The sequence below is a fragment of the Candidatus Omnitrophota bacterium genome (assembly GCA_028716165.1).
GTDB lineage: Bacteria > Omnitrophota > Gorgyraeia > JABMRG01 > JABMRG01 > JAQUQI01.
Genome location: JAQUQI010000007.1, coordinates 47,009 through 68,554, shown reverse-complemented (window position 1 = coordinate 68,554; position 21,546 = coordinate 47,009). Strand labels below are relative to the sequence as shown.

The window sequence follows — 21,546 nt, the reverse complement described above, 5'->3', positions numbered from 1 at the left end:
TTATAATCAGAGTGTCCTGTGCTGTTTATTGAGACATCTGCTCCTCCTTTTACCGTGGTATCTGTTGTAAAGATAGATGAGGCGGAGACTGCGTTCGGTGTAGATGAATCAGAGAGACAGCGGAGAGTTTCACCATATGATTTATAAATACTATTTTCCATGCCACAGGCACCTGAATAGAATCTTAACCAATAACTTGTATTACTATTATATTGCATTGATAACCAATACCTGCCGTATGAACCTCTATACTCTAAATTTCCTGAACTATAATTTAAAGTGCCGGCTGTATGCAACTTAAGCACCGAATTATACGCTGTTGTATAATCAGTCCAGCCGCCATTTGCATCAGCATTGGTCCATTCTGTTAAAGTAGGTATGCGCCAGTCAGAGCCGAGTAATAAGGTACACGGGTCATTTGCAGTGGTCCAGTCGCTGTTTTCATCTATTGAAGTAATCCACGTTGTTGAGGGTGTGCGCGTTGTGCCGTCATGCTTATAGCCCTGGGGCTTATTAAACTGCCAATACCAGCCTGCAGAGGCCTCTGTAGAGTCTGTTGCTGATGTTGCCTGTTGATCAGCTCCTAAATTCTGCGTTATCCAACACTTAGCCGTGCCTGTTAAATCTGTCAGGACTGTTCCATAGGTTACTGTCTTGTCAACAGGGGCTATGGAACCTGCGGTATGAGTAGCAGTAAAGTTTGAGCCGCAGGATTCTTCATCAGGCGCTGTATTATCAACCGTCAATGTCGCGGTTGAAGGACTGGAGACATTGCCTGCCGCGTCAAGGATATATAGTTTATATGTTCCGTCACCTGCCGGGGCAAGTATTGAGGTGGCTGTTCCTATGGCTGTTGTCATGGTTGAGCCGGCTGTAAACAGAGTAGTGCCGGATGGGGCAAACCAGACATTATAATCAGAGTGCCCTGTGCTGTTTATAGAGACATCTGCTCCTCCTTTTACTGTGGTGTCTGTTGTAAAGATAGATGTGTTCGCGGGCGCTGTATTGTCAACCGTCAATACCGCGGTTGAAGGATTGGAGACATTGCCTACAGCATCAAGGATATAGAGTCTATATACTCCCTCATCTGCCGGGGCAAGTATTGAGGTGGCTGTTCCTATGGCTGTTGTCATGGTTGAGCCGGCTGTAAAGCTGGTTGTGCCTAAGGGGGCAAACCAGACATTATAATCAGAGTGACCTGTGCTGTTTATTGAGACATCTGCTCCTCCTTTTACTGTGGTGTCTGCTGTAAAGATGGATGAGGCGGAGACTGCATTTGGTGCAGCTGAATCAGAGAGACAGCGAACGGAAAACCCATGCGCCTTGCTGGCTTCTTGCATGGCGCTGGCACTGCTGCTGGAGTACAGACAGTAACCGTTGGAGCTGATAGACTTGGTCATACTCCAGTAATAGCCGATCGCGCCTCTGCTGTACAGCGCGCCGGCAGACCAATGAAGATATCCGGCTGTATGCAACTTAAGCACCGAATTATACGCTGTTGTATAATCAGTCCAGCCGCCATTTGCATCAGCATTGGTCCATTCTGTTAAAGTAGGTATGCGCCAGTCAGAGCCGAGTAATAAGGTACACGGGTCATTTGCAGTGGTCCAGTCGCTGTTTTCATCTATTGAAGTAATCCATGTTGTTGAGGGTGTGCGTGCTGTATCGTATTTATAACCCTGGGGCTTATTAAACTGCCAATACCAGCCTGCCGAGGCTTCTGTAGAGTCTGTTGCTGATGTCGCCTGTTGGTCAGCTCCTAAATTCTGTGTTATCCAGCATTGTTCTGTGCCTGTAAGGCTTGTTAAGACTGTTCCATAGGTTACTGTCTTGGTAACAGGGGCAACAGAGCCTGCCGTATGGGTAATGGATAAGCTCTCGCCGCAGGGTATGCCTTCTCCTTCATCGGGGGGTGTCGTATCCAAGTTAACTGTTATGGTAATACTTGCTGATTCCGCATCATATATTGAATATAATCTATTATCATAGGAAAAGCCTTCTGTTGTCTGCGGCCATTCATTTGTATAATCATTTGACATATAAAAACCCTGTCCTGCCGAGCCTGTATCAAAATAAATAAGTATATTATCACTGTCGCTATTAGCAGACAAGGCATACTGCTGTTCGTAGAGATTAAAAGATGTAGTATAAAGGCCCTCATACCAGCCTTTAGCGCCGGCAGGCACTGTCACCTCTTGTGTCTCTCCGAGAAGTTTTGTATCATTGGCTTTATATATAGCATATTTAGCATGATGGGATGAGCCGGTATCGGCATTTTCCAGATACGCTGTAATGGATGCCGGTATAAATTCTAAAGCGGTAAATACCGAACCTCTTATGACATTATTTAACGGTATTGCGCTTGAGCCTATGTCCGTATATCCGAATTCAGGGTCAATAGTAACAGGATATGAGGCATTATTTAACCAGCTCTGGTCAATGGTAATCTTTAAGATGCCTGATACGGTGTCTATGTTTAACTGGCCCCATACCCAGTTGCCTTTATCATCAATTATCTTAGGCCTGTATATGTGAAAGGCCTTGCCTGTTTTGTATTTGCCGTCTTTTTTGCTGTCATGATAGACAGCATATGAGCCGACAGCCTCGTCAGGCCTTACTATGCCCTGGGATTTTTCAGCCTCGGTAAGAGGCGGCTGATAATGAAACTTAAGGCCTTTTGATTCAATGGGAAGGCTTATGATATTTGCTCGGGGCCTTTCATATAAAATGAGCTCAAACTCAAGGCCGCCTTTTTCATTTACCACAAAAGAATGTTGTTTTTCCCCCCTGCCTCGGGCAATGGCCTGTTTTGCAGGCTGTTTATAAAACCCGACACCCATATTAGCAGACTGCCAGCCTATCCTGTCGTTTTTTAACTCAACAGACTTCTCCCTGGCTGGTATGCCTGATTCAGATACCTTTATATCAAGATACGCTTCATCGCCCCACCGTTTAAGCCTTGCCTGCGGCTTAAAATCCCCTGCCCCCGCGCCGCCTATTTCAACCTCATCTTCTCCAAGCTCTATTTTATATCTTTTCTTTAAACCGCCATGGTCCTGCCTTGTCTTGACAGCGCCCTGGACAGGGGCTATCTTAAGGCTCCTTTCGCCTTTTGCCTTTGGCCCTGAAACCAAAACCCCGCCTCTGACAATAGAAGCGGGTGAGAAAAAATAAAATAAAACACAGCAGAGGCAAAATACAAGTATAAACGATACGGCTGTCTTTGCCTTAGTATTATGTAGTATCTTGTTGACAAGCCAGCTCATCTTAATCTCCGTTTTGTCAAATAGGCCCAAAGTATTCGGCTAAACCCTAAGGCCCAATTAAATTTTACCATAAGCAAAGCCTAAAAACAAGGTTAGCGCCTTTATAATAAAATATTATAAGGGCCTCTCAAATCCCATTTTCATCCAATACCCGGATAAAGCCATTAAAATCATCGGGGTTTGCCGCAATTTTATTGTCCGCGGCGTTTACCAAAAAAATAACAGGCGTGCTTAATACCGAGTAATTATTAGCAGGCTGGCTGTTAACGCCCTCTTTTACCTGAAAATGGGCCCAGCCTATAAGCGTCTTTGACATCTCTTGCCACTTTTTGATACCGCCTTCTGTTTCATCAAGATTTACGGCTATGATGTCAAGCTTCTCTTTATTTTCAGCCTGCTCATACCAGCCTTTCATGCCTTTTATAAAATCCAGGCAACCCTTGCATCCTGTTGTCCAGAACAAGAGCAGTTTATATCTGCCGCGGGCCTTATATCCGTGAAAAGAGAATGGCGTATTGTCCGCGCCGGTAAGCGTAAAATCAGGGGCCAAAGCGCCGGGGACAAGCTTTGCCATGCCTTCGGCGCGTTTTGCTATCTGCTGTTTCTTTGACGTAAGGCAATCGGGGTTTTCAATATGCTCTTTAAGCATAGCCATGCCGTCTTTTACATTATATGCTTCAAAGCCTGAATAAAAATAATCCACCATCCAGCCATATACCTTTGGATGGCCTTTTGATGCCTTATGGCAGGCAAGGCCGGCCGCTTTTACGAATAAAGGGGAGCGCTCTTCATCTGTATCTGCTTGCGCTCCGTATAGTCTCATATAATTGTCCATAAACACCGCCAACTGCCTGGAACGGATTATATCAGGGTATGAAAAGTCAATGCCTTCAAAATAATTTTCCAGCAGGCGGGCAGTGTATTCACCCTCTTTTCCGCCCCATTTAACATACGGTATATGCTCAAATTGAAAAAGCTTTGCCGTAAAAAGGCCTTTGTTCTTTGATGCCTGCTCTTTTAGCCATTTATTATAATGGCCGCGCCGGGTTTCATATTCTTTTTCCACCTGCTTATAGAATTTTGATTCTGGCCTGTCATAGGCTAAAAGGACCTGCATGAGAAGGTCTATCTGCTGGCGCCTGGAGCTGTTTTCTCTCATAAAAGCGTCATAGGCGGTATTTTCTTTTTCTCCTAAAGTAAATTTTGTAATATCACTATTATTGCCATATGGAGGATTTATAAATAATTCTATGTCCTCTCCGTTTACAAAGATGTATTTCTCGGCAGGATACGGCCGGTCGGATTCCTTGGAGCGATAATCCATTCTTAAAACAAATTCTCCGGGTATATATTGGGCGGGTATATCAAAAACAGCGGGGTTTCCGTCTCTTATATCAGTTATTTTGGCGATGGTTTTTACAGCCCTGCTCCCTTCAAACGGAATAAGAGAAAAATCCGAGCTGAATACGCCCTGAAGATGGGCAATAATCTTTCTGCCGGACTGCTCCTGGCATAATGAGGGATTGGGAAAAAGGCCTAAAAAAAATACAAATAATATTAAGACTGATATCGCTTGGATAAATTTTATTTTAATAATTTTTTACACCTTTAAATTTTTAAAAATTAAATATCTTTAAGGCATCTTGCAGTAAACGCGTTTGATTTATAAGTAGTATACATTTCACAGGCTGTTGTAGTCTGTATAAAAAGGAAATATTCATATGTATCGCTATATTGGTTACTTGAATGATAATAACCATATGTTCCTACAGCGCCCAATGACCCATCAGCGCGGACAAGACATCCCGCTCTATGTAATTTCAATACCGAGGCATATGCTGTTGTATAATTAGTCCAGCCGCCTGTTGAATCAGCATTAGTCCACTCTGTTGAAGTAGGTAAACGCCAGCCAGAGCCGAGTAATAAAGCGCAAGGGTCATTGGCAGTGGTCCAGTCGCTGTCTTGGTTTATTGTACCAGTAATAAATCCTGTTGAAGGCGTGCGTGTTGTGCCGTCATGCTTATAACCCTGGGGCCTGTTAAACTGCCAATACCAGCCTGCCGAGGCCTCTGTAGTATCTGTTGCCGATGTTGCCTGTTGAGTAGCTCCTAAATTCTGTGTTATCCAGCATTGTTCTGTGCCTGTAAGACTTGTTAAGACTGTTCCATAGTTTACTGTCTTGGTAACAGGGGCAACAGAGCCGGCGGTATGGATAACTGTCATAAGAGACCCACACGCAAAGGTAGAGGCAGTTAATGTTATTGTCAATGTATGAGAGCCTTCTTCAGAGCCTTCTGGCGGCGCTTTAAAATAAAGGCCGAATGAATAAGTTTCATTATTAGCAAACGATTCACCTTTAAGAACATAGGCTGTTGATGAAATAAGATTGCCGCTGGCGTCATCTTCTCTTAAAACAAATTGATTGGCTGTCTGCGTGCCGTCTGTTGATGCTGTCCAGGAGCCTGTTGAGGCAACGCTAATATAAATATATTCAGCCGCGCCGCTATTATTGGTAACTGTCCACTTGTCGGAATCCGATATGCTGACGGACTCTGGCCCAATAGTCCCAATCGCCCATGCCCCGCCTGATACGGATACTGATACCGCGGCAAAAACAGGGCTTACGAAAACCATGATAAAAAGCATCATACCTGCTATTATTAGAAGAGTATTTCTCATGTCCTTCACCTCCAGATCCTTCGCGGCCTACTCTGGCCCCGCCTCCTGCCGCTCTGGATGACAGGAAAATACGCCTGTCATTCCGAGCCCCCCCTGTCATTCCGAGCGAAGCGAGGAATCTAATACTGATTTCCCTTCCAGATCCTTCGCGGCCTACTCTTGCTTCGCCGGTTCCGCCCCGGATGACACAGGGGTCAATGCCCGCGTCGTAAAAAAAACCCTTAACTGGCATGCCAGGACAAACAAATCATTGGGATTGTCCTTCATGCTTTTTACCTCAATGACTGCCTGGTATGCCTTGCCCGCGTATGAGGCGTCATCAGGCACAGCCATATAAAGCTCGAGCCTGCCTGTCTGGCCTGCTTCAACTTTTATCATTTTATTTTCAGGTATTATCCAGCCTGTATCAGGTATATCCGAATAACCATAGGAAAGGCCGGCCGTTGTATTCAAACTATAAAGTATATTTATCTCATAATCAAAGGCCCTATTGCTTTTATTTTTTATTTCAAGAGCGATAGGCCTGCCGGCAATCTTTGAAAACGACAGCTTTTCTCCAAGCAAGACGCCTTCAAGGCTGATATCATCGGGGCCTACCTCAAGGCCCATATCGGCCCGGGCGAAAACGGTAAAAGAGAAAACCGTCATCATGACAAACAATAATAAAACAAACCGCGATGTTTTCATATGCGCCTTCTATTGTTTCATCCCATTAACAAGTATACAATACATAAAATGAGCGGTCAAGTATGATTGCAAGCGTTTTGAAAGTTATAGGGGGCACAGTACCAGATCCTTCGCTAACGACTTCTACCCCGATTGTTCCGCTCTGGATGACACACGGGTCACTCCCAGATCCTTCGCTAACGAAGCTTGCCTCGACGGTTCCGCTCTGGATGACATAATATGACTCTGGCCCCGCTTCCTGCCGCTCTGGATGACAGGCAAAATGCGCCTGTCATTCCGAGCACCCCCCCCTGTCATTCAGAGGAGCGCCGAAGGCGCGACGAAGAATCCGATACTGTCACCGAGGAATCCGATGCTAATATCTCCTCCAACTCTTTAACCCGCGCGGCGGCCTGTTTTGTCCAATCAGAGCCAGGGTCCCCGTAAAAAACCCGCTTACGCCAATACTCAAGCGCTTCGTTAAAATCCTGTCGTTCTTCACAAATCAATGCCAGATTAGAATATGCCGGACAATATGACGGCTCGGCGGATACAGCACCAAGATATGCCTGTTCAGCCTTATCCTTCATCAATTCTTCTTCATATGCCAGGCCCAGGCTATTATACGCCTTGGAGAATTTTTTGTCTGATTCAACAGCCTTAAGAAACCAGCCTATGGCCTCTTTGTTCTTAGACTCTTTCTGCGCGCCAAGGCCTTTGGCATAATATTCACGCGCCAATTCTTCAGGGCCGGGCGCATGCTTTTCGCTTTGGATAACCTGCCTCTGTCCTGTCCTCTGCGCGGGCTTCTGATTTTCAGCCGGTTTATGGGGTAATCGTTCAGGCTGGGCCTCGTCCTCGGGCTTTTGCCTACTGCCTTCAGCTTCAAGCAAAGCCCGGTTTTTATCAATATGTTTTAAGCACCGTTCAAGATAATACCTGACTTTAAGATAATCAGGTAATATTGACTCTGTTTCTTTAAATTTTTCAAGAGCCGCTTCAAATTTCCTGTCCCAATAAAGCGACAATGCCTCATTATACAAAGCCTTTGCCTGTTTGTTTAACTTGTGCAGGCGTTCTTTTTCGGCAAGCTCCACCCGGGCCTTTTCTTCTTTCGCGCGGCGCAGGCCTTCCAGCTCTTTTTGCCTGTTTTGCTCATCGCGTTTTTTGTCATCCAGCTCCTTTTCGCGGGCGGCATCAAGACGGGCCTGCTCTTTGGCCAGCTCTTCCTCTGCCAAGGAAAGGTAATACTGCGTCTTAAGATATTCAGGATTGGCCTCGGCAACCTGCCGCAGTTTTTCGGCGGCAGGCGAATATTCTCCCCTTTTAATTAGGTCCATAGCCTCATCATATAATACCCTTGATTTCAGGCCGTCGGGCAGGTATTCTTTTTCCAATATCTTTGCTATTTCTTCACCGCTTATGTCAGCCTCGCCGCGCATCAGCCTGGGCGTTAAAAAAACTATGACCTCCGTTCTTTTATCCTCCGTGGAACGACTGCTGAATAAGGCCCCCAAAAAAGGCACCTTTGAGACAACAGGCCAGCCCTTAACGGTATCAATCTTTTCTATTTTTGTCATGCCTGATATCATTATCATGGTGCCGTCTTTTACCTTTACCGTGGTTTCGGATTCCGACGTCTGGACTATCGGTATGCGGCTTCCGAGGGTTGTCGTTATTGTCTCTTTGACCGAGCTTACTTCGGGTTTTATTTTCATGACGATAAAGCCGTCGGCGCCTATCCTGGGCGTTATCTTGAATTTGACACCCACGTCTATAAATTCCACAGTCTCGGACGTAACGGTAGTAGACGTCGCCTGGCTCTGGGTCTGCGTTATATACGCCTCGCGCACCCCTACCATGATATAAGACTCTTCATTATTAATCACCGCTATCCTCGGCTGGGAAATTATATTGGTCTTGCCGTATGTATCAAGAAAATTCAAAACAGCCCTGTAGTTGTCCGCGGCAAGCGTTCCCACGGATATCTTCTGGTATTGCGCCAGGACCGCCGGAAAATAGCCGGCGAAACTCAAGCCGTGCATGGCCGCCGCGGAATAGACTTTTTCCCAGTCAATACCCCGCTCAAATTTATCGCTTAAGGTAAGCTCAATAATGTCCGCCTCCACATATACCTGGCGGGTCTCATCGTCAATCTCGCGGACAAGCTCGCCTATCCTGTCTATCTTTTTAGGCAGGTCCGAGACTATGGCCTTGCCGCTTCTCTCGTCCACAATAAGCTCTCCTGTCCCCGGGGTCAGGGCGGATGTTATATGCGTCTTTATGTCCGCGGCTTTGGCATAATTTAGGTCATATGTCGTAGTTGACAACGGTTTGTCTATTTCTTCAAGGGCTGTTTTCATCAGCTCTATGTTTTCAGGCATATCTATCACTATAATGGTCCCGCTCGCTTCATCAGCGACGAGTTTTCCGATGTCCGACTTTAGCTGATTGAATGTCTCAAAGGCGACGGAGGGTTTCGTGTAAGAAACCTTTATCGTCTCTATTATTCTCTGGTCAGAATAATTCCTTCCGAACATCTGTTTGTATTCGGCCTGGCTCATCACGTAATAAATATTATTCACCTTGTTAAGCGCCAGATTCTGCGTAAGCACTATGATATCCAGGACGTCCTCAAAGGCGACATTGTCAAGGTAAATGGTAATGCGCCCTGTCACAAACGCGCTTGGGACTATAGTCTTGCCGGTCTTAAGAGAAAGCACCCTCAAAAGTTCAACTATATCTATGTTCTTTAAATCAAGCGATACCTTGCCGCTGTCGGCAGAAGGCGTTTGCGGACTGTCCGGCAGAACGGAAATATCGTCTTCCGGGCCCGCCAAGCCTTCTTCGGGAGGAAACTGCCCCTGGCCGTTTACAGGCGCATAGCCTGATTCCGGGCTTTCGCCGGATTTGGCCTGTTCGGGCATAAGGCCTGTCGCCTCATCGGGCACAGGGCCGGCCTGATCTTCGTCCGAAAAAGCTTCGGGCGAAGCGTCATCCGGCAGATCAGTTATAGACTGCGGCGCGCTCTCCTGCCGGGCCTGGGCCGTATAAGGGCAAAACAATGCACCTGTTAAGAAAAAACACAATAATAACGCTATAAATAAATTACCCCTTCTCATTGCCATCCTTATTGTCAAAAATATCTGTTTTCTCATCTGAAAAGTTTACAGCGCCCGTAACAATCTTGGGGGTAATAAATATGACCAGTTCGGTTTTCTGCTTTTCCTTTGTCTTTGTAGCGAATAATCCCCCGAATATTGGTGTTTTCGCGAAACCAGGAAGGCCTGTGGCATCGTCTGTATCGGTCTCTGACAATAAACCGGCAATAATAAGCGTATTGCCGTCTTTTACCTTTACCACTGTCTCCGATTCCGATGTCCTTACTATCGGCACCCTTGTTCCCGCCGTAGTCTCCAGCACTTCTTTTACGGAACTCACCTCGGGTTTTATCCTCATGGTTATAAAACCGTCAACACCTATAGTAGGTACTACTACAAGCTTAACGCCCACGTCAATAAAATTAATGCTTTCGGAAGTGACTACGGTCGTCTCACTCTGGCTCTGGGTGGACGTCACATACGCCTCGCGTGTTCCGACGAGTATCTTCGCCTCTTCCTTATTGACCGCGACTATTCTCGGCCTGTTGAGTATCCTTGTATTGCCGTATTCGGAGAGCATATTCATCACCACATTATAATTATCCCTTGATAATGTGCCCATGCTTATCTTTCCGTAGCTTGTAAGCGCCGGGGTTACGGGAAATTTTGACGTCAGGTCAAGGTTATCCATATTCGCGGACCGGAATATCTTCTCCCATTCAATGCCGCTTTGGAAATTATCGCTTATGTCAACTTCCACTATCTCACCCGTTATAAGCACCTGGCGGGACTGCTCATCAAGTTCCTGCAAAAGTTCCGCTATGCGCTCAAGCCTGCGCGGCAGGTCATATATTATGACCTTACTGCTCCTTTCATCAATGATTATCTTGCCGAGTTCCGGCGTAATCAGCCCTTCCAGATAATTTTTTATGTCCGCCATGCGCGCGTAATTAACATTATACACAAGGCTTCCGGGCGGGGCATCAAGCTCATTTATCGCCTCCATTATAGCGCTGATAGCCTGCGGGGTATCGGTGACAACAATAGTGCCTGTAGCGGGTTCTGACACTATCTGGCCGAGGTCTGATTTTAAAAAATTTATTACCCCCATCGCGCTTTCAGGCTTGGCATATGAAAGTTTGATCGCGCGGGTCTCTTTCCTGTCCCAGAATTTTCTGCCGAAAGCCTTTTCGTATTCATCCGCTGTCATGACCTTCATCAGGTTGCCGTTTCTTTCGTAAGCCAAGTTTTGCGTAGTCATAATAACATCCAAGGCGTTCTCAAAACTTAAATTATCTATCAGCACCGTCACGCGGCCCTGCACCGCGGGGGTGGTAATTATTGTTATCCCGCTTCGCTGGGATAAAATCCTGAAAAGCTCTTTTACATCAATACCTTTAAGGTCAAGATATATCTTATCGGTATATTCGCGGCTTTGCTCAACCGCCTCTTCCGCTAAAGAAGGGGAAGGCAACCCTTCTTCTGCCCGCGCCGGGCGCGGGCCGGGGCCTGATGCCGCAAGCAGACAACACAAAACCAAACAGGGCCATGCTCTCATCTTAATTCATAGTCCCTTAGCCCGTCTTTTGTTGATACCTGCAGTATGACGGAATTGCGCAGGACGTCTTTTACCGTGCATTTATCACCAAGTGTATCGCCTTTTTTAACGACAAGCGTCCTGGTGTCCATTTCGCTTTCAATTATCGCCTCGGGCACTTGAGACCATATAATCCCAACCAGCTTATATATGCCAAGCTCATCTTCTATGTTTATCTCCTGTTCTTCCTCGTAAGCGCTTTTAACGCCGAAAGGCAGGAAGATGTCCCTTTCTGATTCCGCTTCAGAAATATTGCCGCGCATTTCAAGCTGGTTGTGGCTTGCCTTTATCAGCCTTTGTATCTGGGTAATATCGGCAGGATGAAGGATAGCGCCCGCGGCACCCGATAATGCGGGGGACACAAACAGTATGTAAAAAAAGACAGCGCTTAATAAGAATGCCAGCGCGAAAAGAGACTTGTTAATATATGCCAGGTCAAATTTTGCTATTTTTAGCCTTAAAAAAGGCTTTAGGATATTGAGCCTGGAAACGGGTTTTATGCCCAGTCGCTTTGCCGGCTTAGGGTGCTGCGCGGGCTGTGATGGCGCTAACGGGCCATGGGTTGAAGAATACTGGCCTTCAAGCAATTTCAGCAGTCTTTCATCCGAGGTCTGCTTGTCCATATCTTAAATCACGCTCCTTGCTATAACCTCTCTTACGTCAACGCCGTCTATAAGCATCTTATCGCTTACGAGAAGGTTTCTTAGGGCATTGTGGCATATAAGATTTATCCTGCGCGGATATCCCTGGCTGTGCCTGTAAATTTCGCTTACCGCCTCATCGGTAAACAATAAAGTCCCGGGATTAAACCCTGAATGTTCCATGCGAAAATTGATAAAATCCTTTGTTTCCGCCTCGTCTAAAGAATTCACAACGTATTTCAGCACTATCCTGTCAAAAAAATTTTTCATCTCCTTAATGCGCGGCAAAAGCTCCATCTGGGAAAATAATACAAGCTGAAGCAGTTTAAAATCATTTGTCTCATAATTTAACAGAACGCGCAAGGTCTCAAGCGAGGCAGGATTAAGCTTCTGCGCCTCATCAACGACAAGGACAATGGTTTTGTTTTCTTCAACGCCTTTCTGGAATAAAAATTTCTTTATCGTTTCCTTATAGTCAAGTATCGTCGGCAGGCCTTCTATCTGCTCCTGCAGGTTAAACGTGCGAACAAGCGACTGCAGGAAAAGCTCCTCACTGCCGGAAGTGGGGTCCATTATCATGTAAAATAAAACGTCCTCGCGCTCCTTGAGCATCTGAAAAAGCTTGCGCGAAAGGGTGGTTTTGCCGACACCCACATCGCCTAATATCACACTCAAGCCCCGCCTAAGGCGTATCTCTATCAACAGCCTTGTAAGAGCGGCCTTGTGCTCGCTGGATTCAAAGAAAAACTCCGGGTCAGGGCTGTTTGAAAAAGGCTCTTTCTTTAAGCCCAGCGCGGTATAATAGCTCATCTATTCTCCCTCAACAGGCCGCATATAAGCCTTAGGGAATACCCCTGGCTTTTAAGGTCGGATAGTTTTTTAAGCCGCGAGTTGACGTCTTTTGAATTATACAGACGGCTGTTGGCTATTTTCTTTTCCACTTTTAAAAGCCCGAGATTGGTATAATAATTAACAGTCTGATATGAAATATCGTGCATCTTGCTTATTTCTGCCGGTGTAATAAGGGATTTTGCCATCGTGTTTTTCCTCCATAAAAGATAAGCCGCGCATCAGGGCTTATAACAGAAATTGCCCGAATGTTATTATAGTAAATTATAGCATCTCTTGTCATATCATATATAATCATATGAGATATTATATCCTTTGTCAAGCGTATTAAGCGGCTGTAAACGTTTTAAACCTTGAGCGCCGAAGGCTATCGTTGTCATTCAGAGGAGCGCCGAAGGCGCGACGAAGAATCCAATACTGACTTCACTCCCAGATCCTTCGCGGCTCACACTGACCCCGACTCCTGCCGCTCTGGATGACAGGCGTATGACCCGTGCCTCGCCGGTTCCGCTCTGGATGACAGGCGTATGACCCGTGCCTCGCCGGTTCCGCTCTGGATGACAGGCAGAGTACGCCTGTCATTCCGAGCGAAGCGAGGAATCTGGTACTCGCCTCCTTTTGTCATTCAGAGGAGCGCCGTGGGCTTCCTTGTCATTTAAGAGGAGCGCCGAAGGCGCGACGAAGAATCCAATACTGATTTCCCTCCCAGATCCTTCGCTAACGAAACTTGCTTCGCCGGTTCCGCTCTGGATGACACAGGGCTCACTCCCAGATCCTTCGCGGCTGACACTTGCCTCGCCTCCTGCCGCTCTGGATGACAGGCAAAGTGCGTCTGTCATTCCGAGCGAAGCGAGGAATCTAATACTGCCGCCCCGGATGATGCGTGAAAACGCTTGCCTCGTAACTTTCAAAACGTCTGTAATACTTGTTGATAACAACAGCCATATGAGATATAATTATTTTATTAAGCTTCCCAACAGGAGACCTGATGCCAAAAACAGCATACGCTCTGAATGACATTCACGCAAAACGGTTATTGACCTATGATTTTTCCATATATGATTACAAGATCAACCTGATAACCGATGTCCCCGTTCTGGTCAATTACATAAAAAATCATTATATAAATACCCCTACTGTAAAAAACCCAAAAAACATTACCATAACCCTGTTGCGCGGTAAAGAAACATACAAGACACTGCGGCAGGATATACTGGCATCCGGCGGTAAAATTCAAAACAATGACCACTATGAATCGTTATTTAACCTTAAAAACAGATCATGGGTTGGCCTTGTTTACAGAAACCAGCAGACTATAGGTTATTACGCGCTGTTTCAAAATACTTTAAAGACATTGTTAAAAATTGACGGTTTCGCGTTTCTGCACGCCTCATGCTGGGCAAAGGACAGGCATTGCGTAATTGCCACAGGGCCTTCGGGTTACGGCAAAACAACCCTTCTGATAAGCGCCGCGGTCAACGGATTTAAGATAATAAGCGATTCCCATACCATGATAGGTAAAAAAGGCCGTAACACCATATCTGTCACATTTCCCTATATTGAAGGACTAAGCAGAAGAAATAACCGCAAAGACACGCTAAATCTCTTAAATGCCGGCTCATGGGAAAGCTACCGCGTGCCGTCTCTGCTTATATTTCTTGAAAAAGCCACGGGGTGGAATTTGCGCTGGCAGGCCATCTCAAAACCGGAAGCCGCGATAAAACTATTGACATCAAGCGTTAATACCTTTAATATGGAGATTGTAAACAACCGCGCTGTAAAAAACATGTTCAACCGATTAAACAGCTTGGCACTTCAGGTAAAAAGCGGCATATTAACAATAGGCTGTGAAAATATCAAAAAAGAACTCTTGAAAAGAGGGTCATTGTGGAAGGACTTGCAAAAAATTATATAAAAAAGGTTCACATAGAACTCACCCGTTTCTGCAATCTTAACTGCATGTATTGCATCAATAAAAAAGACGGTGCCGAATTAAAACACGAAAGGCTGATAAAACTGCTGGATGAGCTCGCCGATGCAGGGGCTTTTCATATTACATTTACCGGAGGCGAGCCGTTTACCTTAAAAAAAATATTTTATTATATAGAACAGGCCCGCGACAGGGGCTTTAGGGTAGATATATTAAGCAATGGGACGCTGATAAATCAGGGCATGGCCAAAAAACTTTATGATTACGGCATCAATGAAGCTGGAGTAAGCCTATATGGAGCAAGCGAAGAAACTTATGAGGCGTTTACCGGCAAAAGAATGTTCAAAAAAGCGGTTGAAGGGATAGAGAATCTCCTTGCCGCGGGTATTAAGGTATACATTGCTTATAATATAAATGCCGTTACCTGCAATGATACCCCGCTTATTAATAGTCTTTTCGTGAATAGGCGCGATGTAGAACTAAAATTTTCAACAGGCGTTTCCGCCGGCAGGCACTGCGACCAGACGCTTACCAAATGTAAAATACCGCTGGAGCAGATACTTCCGAAATTAAAGCAGTGGGGTGTTATAATAAAATCATATGAAAAACCGGTTGAGCCGTCTCCTAAATCAGTTGACCCCTTACCGTGCCATGCCGGCACTGAAAGATGCTATATCGCCGCTGACGGAAAAGTTTTTCCATGCGCCGTATTTCCTATGGAAGCGGGTAATATATATAAACAGCCGCTTAAAGAGATATGGCGTAAATCTGAATGTTTTAACGCTCTTAGAAAATTAAAGTGTGAGGATTATATTGACTGCAAGGTATGTGAATTCAAAAAAACATGTATGTTCAGATGCCCCGCTCAATCACAGGCTGTGACAAATACCTTTGTAAAATGCCCCGAACAAGCTTATACCAGTATCAAGGCTCTGCACGATTTTTGGAAAGAATTATAATGAATAATATAAAACCCAAACATGAAAAATACGAATGCAAAAGATAAAATTCTTAACCGCGAAAAAACCAAGAAGAAATACCAAATACCGGAGATTGAGGCAATAGAGCATCCCGAAGAGGGCACTATAGCGCATGCCGCGGAATGCCCTTCATTTATAGTTTGCGACGGATAAACTGGAGGAGAAAACTATGAAAAATGATGCGAAAGATTTTAAACATTTTGCCAAAAAAAACACTAAAAAAAACTATCAAATACCGGAGATTGAGGCAATAGAACATCCCGAAGAGGGCACTATAGCGCATGCCGCGGGATGCCCTGTATCGCCCGCGGAATGCCCTTCATTTATAGTTTGCGACGGATAAACTGGAGGAGAAAACTATGAAAAATGATGCGAAAGATTTTAAACATTTTGCCAAAAAAAACACTAAAAAGAACTATCAAATACCGGAGATTGAGGCAATAGAACATCCCGAAGAGGGCACTATAGCGCATGCCGCAAGATGTACCGTCTCGCCCGTGGTATGCACGGGAAGTGTTGTTTGTAGATAAATAATATTCCTCATTGAAGAAAGGAAACATATGCTAAAAAATCAACCTGAACACAACCATAAACCTATAATAAATAAACGACAGCTGGCATGGCGGGCAATTGACGGAGAATTGATAATAGTGCACATACCTTCAAACAAGGTATACAGATTAAATCCCATGGGATTATACATATGGGACCGGATAGACGGTCAAAAAAACCTGTCGGACATTATCGGCCTTATCGGAGCTGAATTTGATGCTTCACCGGAAAACATAGAAAAAGACGTATTAGAATTTACCGACAATCTGCTTAAACATAATATCATTAAATATGCGTAATCTGCGCGCTTTGGCAAAGGATTTTCATTCCCCGCGCGACATCAATTCTTGCGTTTTTTCTTTAAAAACCGTCCTATGATATATGCCGTCCTAAACCTATAAGCTATTTCCGTTTTTTTATCGTCAAACGGCAGGCAATAATATTTGGCGAACTGTTCTTTCGGTATATTAATGATATACATAACGGGCTCTACAAGACTGTCATACAGCAAAAAATGGCTGCGGAGATAATTGGGTCTTATCCTTTCAAATAAATACCCTGAAGCTGTATTATCCAAGATAAATCTTTCCATCATCTTGCGCTTTAGAAAATCGGGCCTTAACAGCCGCAGGCCTTTCGCGATACCGGAATGTCCCGGCAGAAGGACTTCCGCCTGAAACAGCAAAAAATACACGCAGTTGCGCATACGTTCCTTCACGCACATATTGATAACGTAATCCCAGTCAAAATCATTCTCATATTTTTTAAAAAGAAGCGCGGTATCAAGAGCGTATTTAAGGCAAAGCGGCTTGCCGAATCTCCTCTGGTGCAGTGCCAGGCTAAACAGGCTGTCTTCGGGTGAAAGCCGGAGAAAATTCTTTCCGTTTATATTAATGTCTCTTGCCCTCTGCCAGACATAGGGCAAAGGTTCCCTGCCATATCGCTTAAAATCAAGCCTTAGATGCAGTTCAACGGCGGGATTGACCATTGCTTTTTTCTGCCGGGCGCTGAAAGGGACATGGCACTGTTTCATTATCCAATAAGACTCGCTTAACCCCCTAAGATCAATGTCATAATTCGCGCTCTTTAAAATATCTTTTGATTTTTCATAATCAGTTTCGCGGACAAGACAATCTATGTCGGACATAGGCCTTACGGGAAATTTTTCATAAAGGTCTTGCAAGAGGGCCGCCCCCTTGATCGGCAGTAATCCAACCCCGTTTGATCTAAACGCGTCATATATGTCCGAATATGTTTCAAGGATAAGCTGGTTTTGCAGGGCTGTCCGGCAATAAATCCAGGACAGGACTTTTTCCATGTCAGAGGGTAACAGGCATTTATAATGTTTTGCCGCTACATAAAAAAACGGGGCAATCTCATGATAGAATAATAAATTATTTAATAAATGCCAATCAATATTTTTATCACTCAATAAGCTCTCAAATTCTGAAGATAACTGTCCATTGACAATATAGCGCAGGGCATGACTGATTAATGTGAATTCGCGGTTGTTTCTAATGTTTATATTTTTTATATTCATTTTGTCGTCATTAGCGAAGCCCTTGTCATTCCGAGCCTCTTATTGTCATTCCGAGCGAAGCGAGGAATCTGGTACTCGTTTTCCTTGTCATTCAGAGGAGCGCCGAAGGCGCGACGAAGAATCCAATACTTCTTTCACTTCCAGATCCTTCGCGGCTTACTCCTGCCTCGCCTTCCGCCGCTCTGGATGACAGGCAAAGTACGCCTGTCATTCCGAGCGAAGCGAGGAATCCAATACTCGCCTCCTCTGTCATTTACAGGGTGTTACCTCATAGGACGCCTACAACACCGTGCCTTAAAACGTCTGTAAAATAAAAGACGCGGATGATCTGCCTTTTATCATCCGCGCCCCTTTTTTAAAACCTCATTATTTAAAAACTATATTTAACCGTTATAGCACCGTTGTGGGAATTAAAATCATCCCTAAAATTAAAGTCATAATCAAAGTCAACCTTTACATTGTTTTTACCCAAAAACGTAAGGCTGGCTCCTATGTCAAAAGAACTCTTTGCAGGTTCGGCGCCTGTTGTGCTAAATGAAGCGCCTCCTCCGGTAAATCTTGAGGTTGTCTCCATTTTGTCGCCTATGAAGTCATAGAGCCATTTGCCCCTTACCGAAGGGATGACATCGTAACCTTCGTTTTTCATTATTGAAGAGACCTTTACGCCGAGCCCTAATTCCAGAAGGTCGTAATGCTGTTTATTAACCGTAAGGTTCAGCGAATCAGCCCCGCTTTCGGTGTATTTTTCAATCTCAAGACGGCTATACTGCAAAGAGGCGAGCGGGACAAAATCTATGTTGCCCGATGGGATATAGTAGCCTGATTCAGCATATGCAGTATACTGCTGGCCGTCATAATCGGACTTTGCCTGCCTGCTTATACTGCCTGCGGACACATTACGCTTTCCTTCATACATATTCCAAGCGAATGAACCGATAAGATCAAAATACAAGGCGTCTTTACCTATATAATTTAATTCATTATTATAGCTGTAGTATAAAGAACCCTGCATACTATCTGATTCCGTTCTGCCGAGGCTTGTCTTTTTGGGTTTTATCTTGCTATACGCGTAGCCCGCACTGATACCGAGAGTGGCCTTTTCCGTGGCGACAAAATCCACGCCGACGGCAGCACCTATGACATCAGCCCTGTAACCTTCAATGCCCTTTCTCTTGTCCTGTTTGGCATATGTTCCGAAACCTTTTGCCCATATATCTTTTGTCTTTATATTGGGGTCTCCTGTGGCAACGCCCGAAGGTCCTCTATCTACTCCGAAACGGCTTATGATAGTCTGTATAAACTGTCCGGCGGCAAGATTGCTGGCGCCTATAACACCGGCATCAACTGATGGCTCAAGGGTCTGGAGCGCGGTATCAACGTTTGCTGCCGAAAGTCCCTCAAGGGTATTTAACACGGTGGTCATATCCGACGTGGGATTGGTGACATTGTCAAGGACATAACCCAAGGCCTTAGCATTGGAATCCGTGCCATTACTGGAAAAACCTGTTGCCGAGCGGTTTGCTGTCAGGATAAGTTTTCCGCTTGACATTGAAGGTGTAAAACTTATTTTTGAACTGGTTGATGTAGTCGTAATCAAGGTATCGTCAATGGTACTGCCGGCGCCGGTATTAAGGACCGTCAGCACGGTGCTATGGGGTATGTAACCGCCTACCGTGACATCAACCGTGCTTGCCGCGGCTGCATCCGCGGCGTCGCCTGTTGACACAATACTGCCGTATTCAGTTGAAGAATTGGCAGTCAATTGCAGGCTGCTGCCGGCGCCTTGAGTATAAACACCGGCTCCTATATCAACTGTATATGTTCCTATATTTAATGTCGCGTTATTGTTCACAGCTCCGGCACCTAAGGCTGAATTATTGCCTACCTGCAGTGTCCCGGCGCTGATTGTTGTGCCGCCGCTGTAAGTATTAACGCCTGATAAGGTAAGTGTGCCTGTGCCGTCCTTTGTAATTGTATTAGCGCCTGTGGCAATGATGCCTGTTATAGCGGTATTGCCCGCTCCGCCTACGGTTATGTCAAAGGCCTCGTCAATAGTAGCGCCGCTTAATGTCAGGGTGTCCGCATCCGAATTGATCCTGGCATTCGCGCCTAAAGTTACAACGCCTGACCAGTTTGTATTACCGCTGATATTTCTAAGAGCACCTCCTGAACTTATACCGGTGCCGCTTATTGTAAGCGCTTCATCAAAATCAAGAGCGCCTGTCACCTGAAGTGCCGCGCCGTCCGCAACGGTAATAGCGCCTGTACCCAAAGCTTCCGCTGACGTTGTAGCGCTTACAACACCGGCGCTGATTGTTGTGCCGCCGCTGTAAGTATTAACGCCTGATAAGGTAAGTGTGCCTGTGCCATTTTTGGTAAGCGTCCCTGCGCCTGTTCCGATAATACCGGTTATATTGGTACCTGCCGAACCACCTATAGTAAGATTTTGCCCGTCACCGCCTACCGCGCCAAGAGTCAGCAATCCGGTTGCTCCGCCAACACCGGTATTCGCGTTAATAGTAGCGGCACCGGTCAATGTAACATCGCCAAAGGTAAGTGCTTGCTCACCGCTGGCGGCTGTAGTAGCAAGACCGACAGTTAAAGTATTAGCACCTATGCTTAATGTACCCAAAGTATGTGTGACACCGGCTACACCGGTAAGTGTATCGGAATTAATAGTCGCGTCACCGCTTACAGTCACGTTACGGCCAAAAGCCAGCCCGGTGTCATTGGCAAGATTAAGTGTGCCGCCTGAGATTGCTACCGCGCCGGCGCCGAGAGCATTTGCGCTGTTTGTCGCGGTAAGTGTCCCGGCGCTGATAGTAGTTGTTCCTGTATAGGTATTATTTCCTGAAAGTATCCATGTGCCGGCGCCTGACTTGGTTATACCTAAAACACCCGTTCCGCTGCCGTTACTTATTACACCGCTTAATGTATTTGATCCCGTGTTGCCGCCGCTAAGAGTAAGAGTTTGCGCGGTATCCGCAAAGCCTGTTATTGTTCCGCCAAAATTCATAAGCTTGCTATTGTCTGTGGCAATGTTGGTAAAGGTGTAATCACCACCTAACAGTATATTGGAATTAATTGTCTGGGTGGTTGCAATGTCGGCATGATTTTGCACGGTGCCGCTCGCTGTAAGGTAAAGAGTACTGCCGCTTAACGTAAAAGCGCCTGCCGCGGCATCAAAGGTGATACCGGAAACGTTTCTGGTATCATCAACCGTAACAGCATTATTGAGCACACCTGTAAATGTCGCTACGTCGGTGCTGACGATCGTTCCGTCGGCAATACCGGGAGCCGAATCACCTACCCAGTTTCCTCCTGTGACCCAAAGCCCGCTATCACTGCCATCCCATGTCGCGCTTGCCGCGAAACTGTTGACAGGCATAAGGCCAATCATGGAAAACACCAATAAAACAGCGCACAGCTTTTTCATACCTCCTCCTCTTTTTTGATAATTTATAATGTAAGATTGGCGGCACTTCACCCAAAAAGATAAAAACGAATTAAGAATTTGAATGTTAGATGACATGCTATATGATTTTTTTCATTTGAAAACATTTTACCGCATACAAAGACAGGGTGTCAACACATTATTTATATTTTTTATAAAAACAACCGCAAACGTTTTGATTTTTATGAAAGCCGCTGTCCCCATTTTGCAAGGCACGGTGTCACTTTTGTCATTCCGGATAACTTGTCATCCTTAGCGAAGCCCTTGTCATTCCGAGCGAAGCGAGGAATC

At 45.5% G+C, this 21,546-nt stretch carries 18 protein-coding genes; 6 read left to right on the top strand and 12 right to left on the bottom strand.

All coding sequences use genetic code 11. The features are described from left to right. The 9 genes from PHV77_04820 to PHV77_04780 all read right to left on the bottom strand — a co-directional run. On the bottom strand, positions 1 to 3,266 hold a 3,266-nt coding region (locus PHV77_04820), incomplete at its 3' end, for a hypothetical protein (GenBank protein ID MDD5504617.1). Between the two features lie 127 nt (positions 3,267 to 3,393). Further along, positions 3,394 to 4,590, bottom strand: coding sequence for a TlpA disulfide reductase family protein (locus PHV77_04815; GenBank protein MDD5504616.1), 1,197 nt, complete (start codon positions 4,588 to 4,590; stop codon positions 3,394 to 3,396). A 299-nt stretch (positions 4,591 to 4,889) separates the two neighbouring features. Next, complete coding sequence (locus tag PHV77_04810) at positions 4,890 to 5,945, bottom strand: hypothetical protein (GenBank protein MDD5504615.1); 1,056 nt, start codon at positions 5,943 to 5,945, stop codon at positions 4,890 to 4,892. Positions 5,946 to 6,098: 153 nt separating this feature from the next. Further along, the gene (locus PHV77_04805) at positions 6,099 to 6,632 is read right to left on the bottom strand and encodes a hypothetical protein (protein MDD5504614.1); all 534 of its coding nucleotides are present in this window, start codon (positions 6,630 to 6,632) and stop codon (positions 6,099 to 6,101) included. A 293-nt stretch (positions 6,633 to 6,925) separates the two neighbouring features. Next, positions 6,926 to 9,733 (bottom strand): secretin N-terminal domain-containing protein, encoded by a 2,808-nt coding sequence (locus tag PHV77_04800; GenBank protein MDD5504613.1) that lies wholly within the window; start codon positions 9,731 to 9,733, stop codon positions 6,926 to 6,928. Next, positions 9,720 to 11,270 (bottom strand): secretin N-terminal domain-containing protein, encoded by a 1,551-nt coding sequence (locus PHV77_04795; GenBank protein ID MDD5504612.1) that lies wholly within the window; start codon positions 11,268 to 11,270, stop codon positions 9,720 to 9,722. The genes PHV77_04800 and PHV77_04795 overlap by 14 nt, the downstream gene beginning before the upstream one ends. Then, positions 11,267 to 11,932 (bottom strand): hypothetical protein, encoded by a 666-nt coding sequence (locus PHV77_04790; GenBank protein MDD5504611.1) that lies wholly within the window; start codon positions 11,930 to 11,932, stop codon positions 11,267 to 11,269. The genes PHV77_04795 and PHV77_04790 overlap by 4 nt, the downstream gene beginning before the upstream one ends. 3 nt (positions 11,933 to 11,935) lie before the next feature. Next, positions 11,936 to 12,760: an AAA family ATPase gene (locus PHV77_04785; GenBank protein ID MDD5504610.1), complete on the bottom strand. Its 825-nt coding sequence runs from the start codon at positions 12,758 to 12,760 to the stop codon at positions 11,936 to 11,938. Next, positions 12,757 to 12,987, bottom strand: a complete 231-nt coding sequence (locus tag PHV77_04780; GenBank protein ID MDD5504609.1) for a MerR family transcriptional regulator — start codon at positions 12,985 to 12,987, stop codon at positions 12,757 to 12,759. Before PHV77_04780 ends, PHV77_04785 begins: the two co-directional genes overlap by 4 nt. Positions 12,988 to 13,787: 800 nt before the next feature. Between PHV77_04780 and PHV77_04775 the strand changes: the two genes are divergently transcribed. From PHV77_04775 to PHV77_04750, 6 genes are read left to right on the top strand one after another with little or no spacing between them, the layout of a single operon-like run. Next, positions 13,788 to 14,714, top strand: a complete 927-nt coding sequence (locus tag PHV77_04775) for a hypothetical protein (protein ID MDD5504608.1) — start codon at positions 13,788 to 13,790, stop codon at positions 14,712 to 14,714. Then, positions 14,687 to 15,688, top strand: a complete 1,002-nt coding sequence (locus tag PHV77_04770; protein ID MDD5504607.1) for a radical SAM protein — start codon at positions 14,687 to 14,689, stop codon at positions 15,686 to 15,688. The genes PHV77_04775 and PHV77_04770 overlap by 28 nt, the downstream gene beginning before the upstream one ends. Positions 15,689 to 15,709: 21 nt before the next feature. Then, a complete protein-coding gene (locus tag PHV77_04765) occupies positions 15,710 to 15,862 on the top strand; it encodes a hypothetical protein (protein ID MDD5504606.1) in 153 nt (50 codons plus the stop codon). A gap of 16 nt (positions 15,863 to 15,878) precedes the next feature. Then, positions 15,879 to 16,052 carry a hypothetical protein gene (locus tag PHV77_04760; protein ID MDD5504605.1) on the top strand — a complete coding sequence of 58 codons (174 nt, stop codon included), beginning with the start codon at positions 15,879 to 15,881 and terminating at the stop codon, positions 16,050 to 16,052. 16 nt (positions 16,053 to 16,068) lie between these two features. Continuing rightward, positions 16,069 to 16,239 carry a hypothetical protein gene (locus PHV77_04755; protein MDD5504604.1) on the top strand — a complete coding sequence of 57 codons (171 nt, stop codon included), beginning with the start codon at positions 16,069 to 16,071 and terminating at the stop codon, positions 16,237 to 16,239. Between the two features lie 30 nt (positions 16,240 to 16,269). Beyond that, positions 16,270 to 16,560: a PqqD family protein gene (locus PHV77_04750; protein ID MDD5504603.1), complete on the top strand. Its 291-nt coding sequence runs from the start codon at positions 16,270 to 16,272 to the stop codon at positions 16,558 to 16,560. A 41-nt stretch (positions 16,561 to 16,601) separates the two neighbouring features. Here PHV77_04750 and PHV77_04745 read toward each other — a convergent pair whose 3' ends face one another. From PHV77_04745 to PHV77_04735, 3 genes are all read right to left on the bottom strand, one after another. Beyond that, the gene (locus PHV77_04745) at positions 16,602 to 17,801 is read right to left on the bottom strand and encodes a nucleotidyltransferase family protein (protein MDD5504602.1); all 1,200 of its coding nucleotides are present in this window, start codon (positions 17,799 to 17,801) and stop codon (positions 16,602 to 16,604) included. Positions 17,802 to 17,892: 91 nt separating this feature from the next. Next, the gene (locus tag PHV77_04740) at positions 17,893 to 18,054 is read right to left on the bottom strand and encodes a hypothetical protein (protein ID MDD5504601.1); all 162 of its coding nucleotides are present in this window, start codon (positions 18,052 to 18,054) and stop codon (positions 17,893 to 17,895) included. Between the two features lie 117 nt (positions 18,055 to 18,171). Next, on the bottom strand, positions 18,172 to 21,237 hold the full coding sequence (locus tag PHV77_04735; GenBank protein ID MDD5504600.1) for an autotransporter domain-containing protein: 3,066 nt from the start codon (positions 21,235 to 21,237) through the stop codon (positions 18,172 to 18,174). Positions 21,238 to 21,546 lie beyond the last annotated feature (309 nt).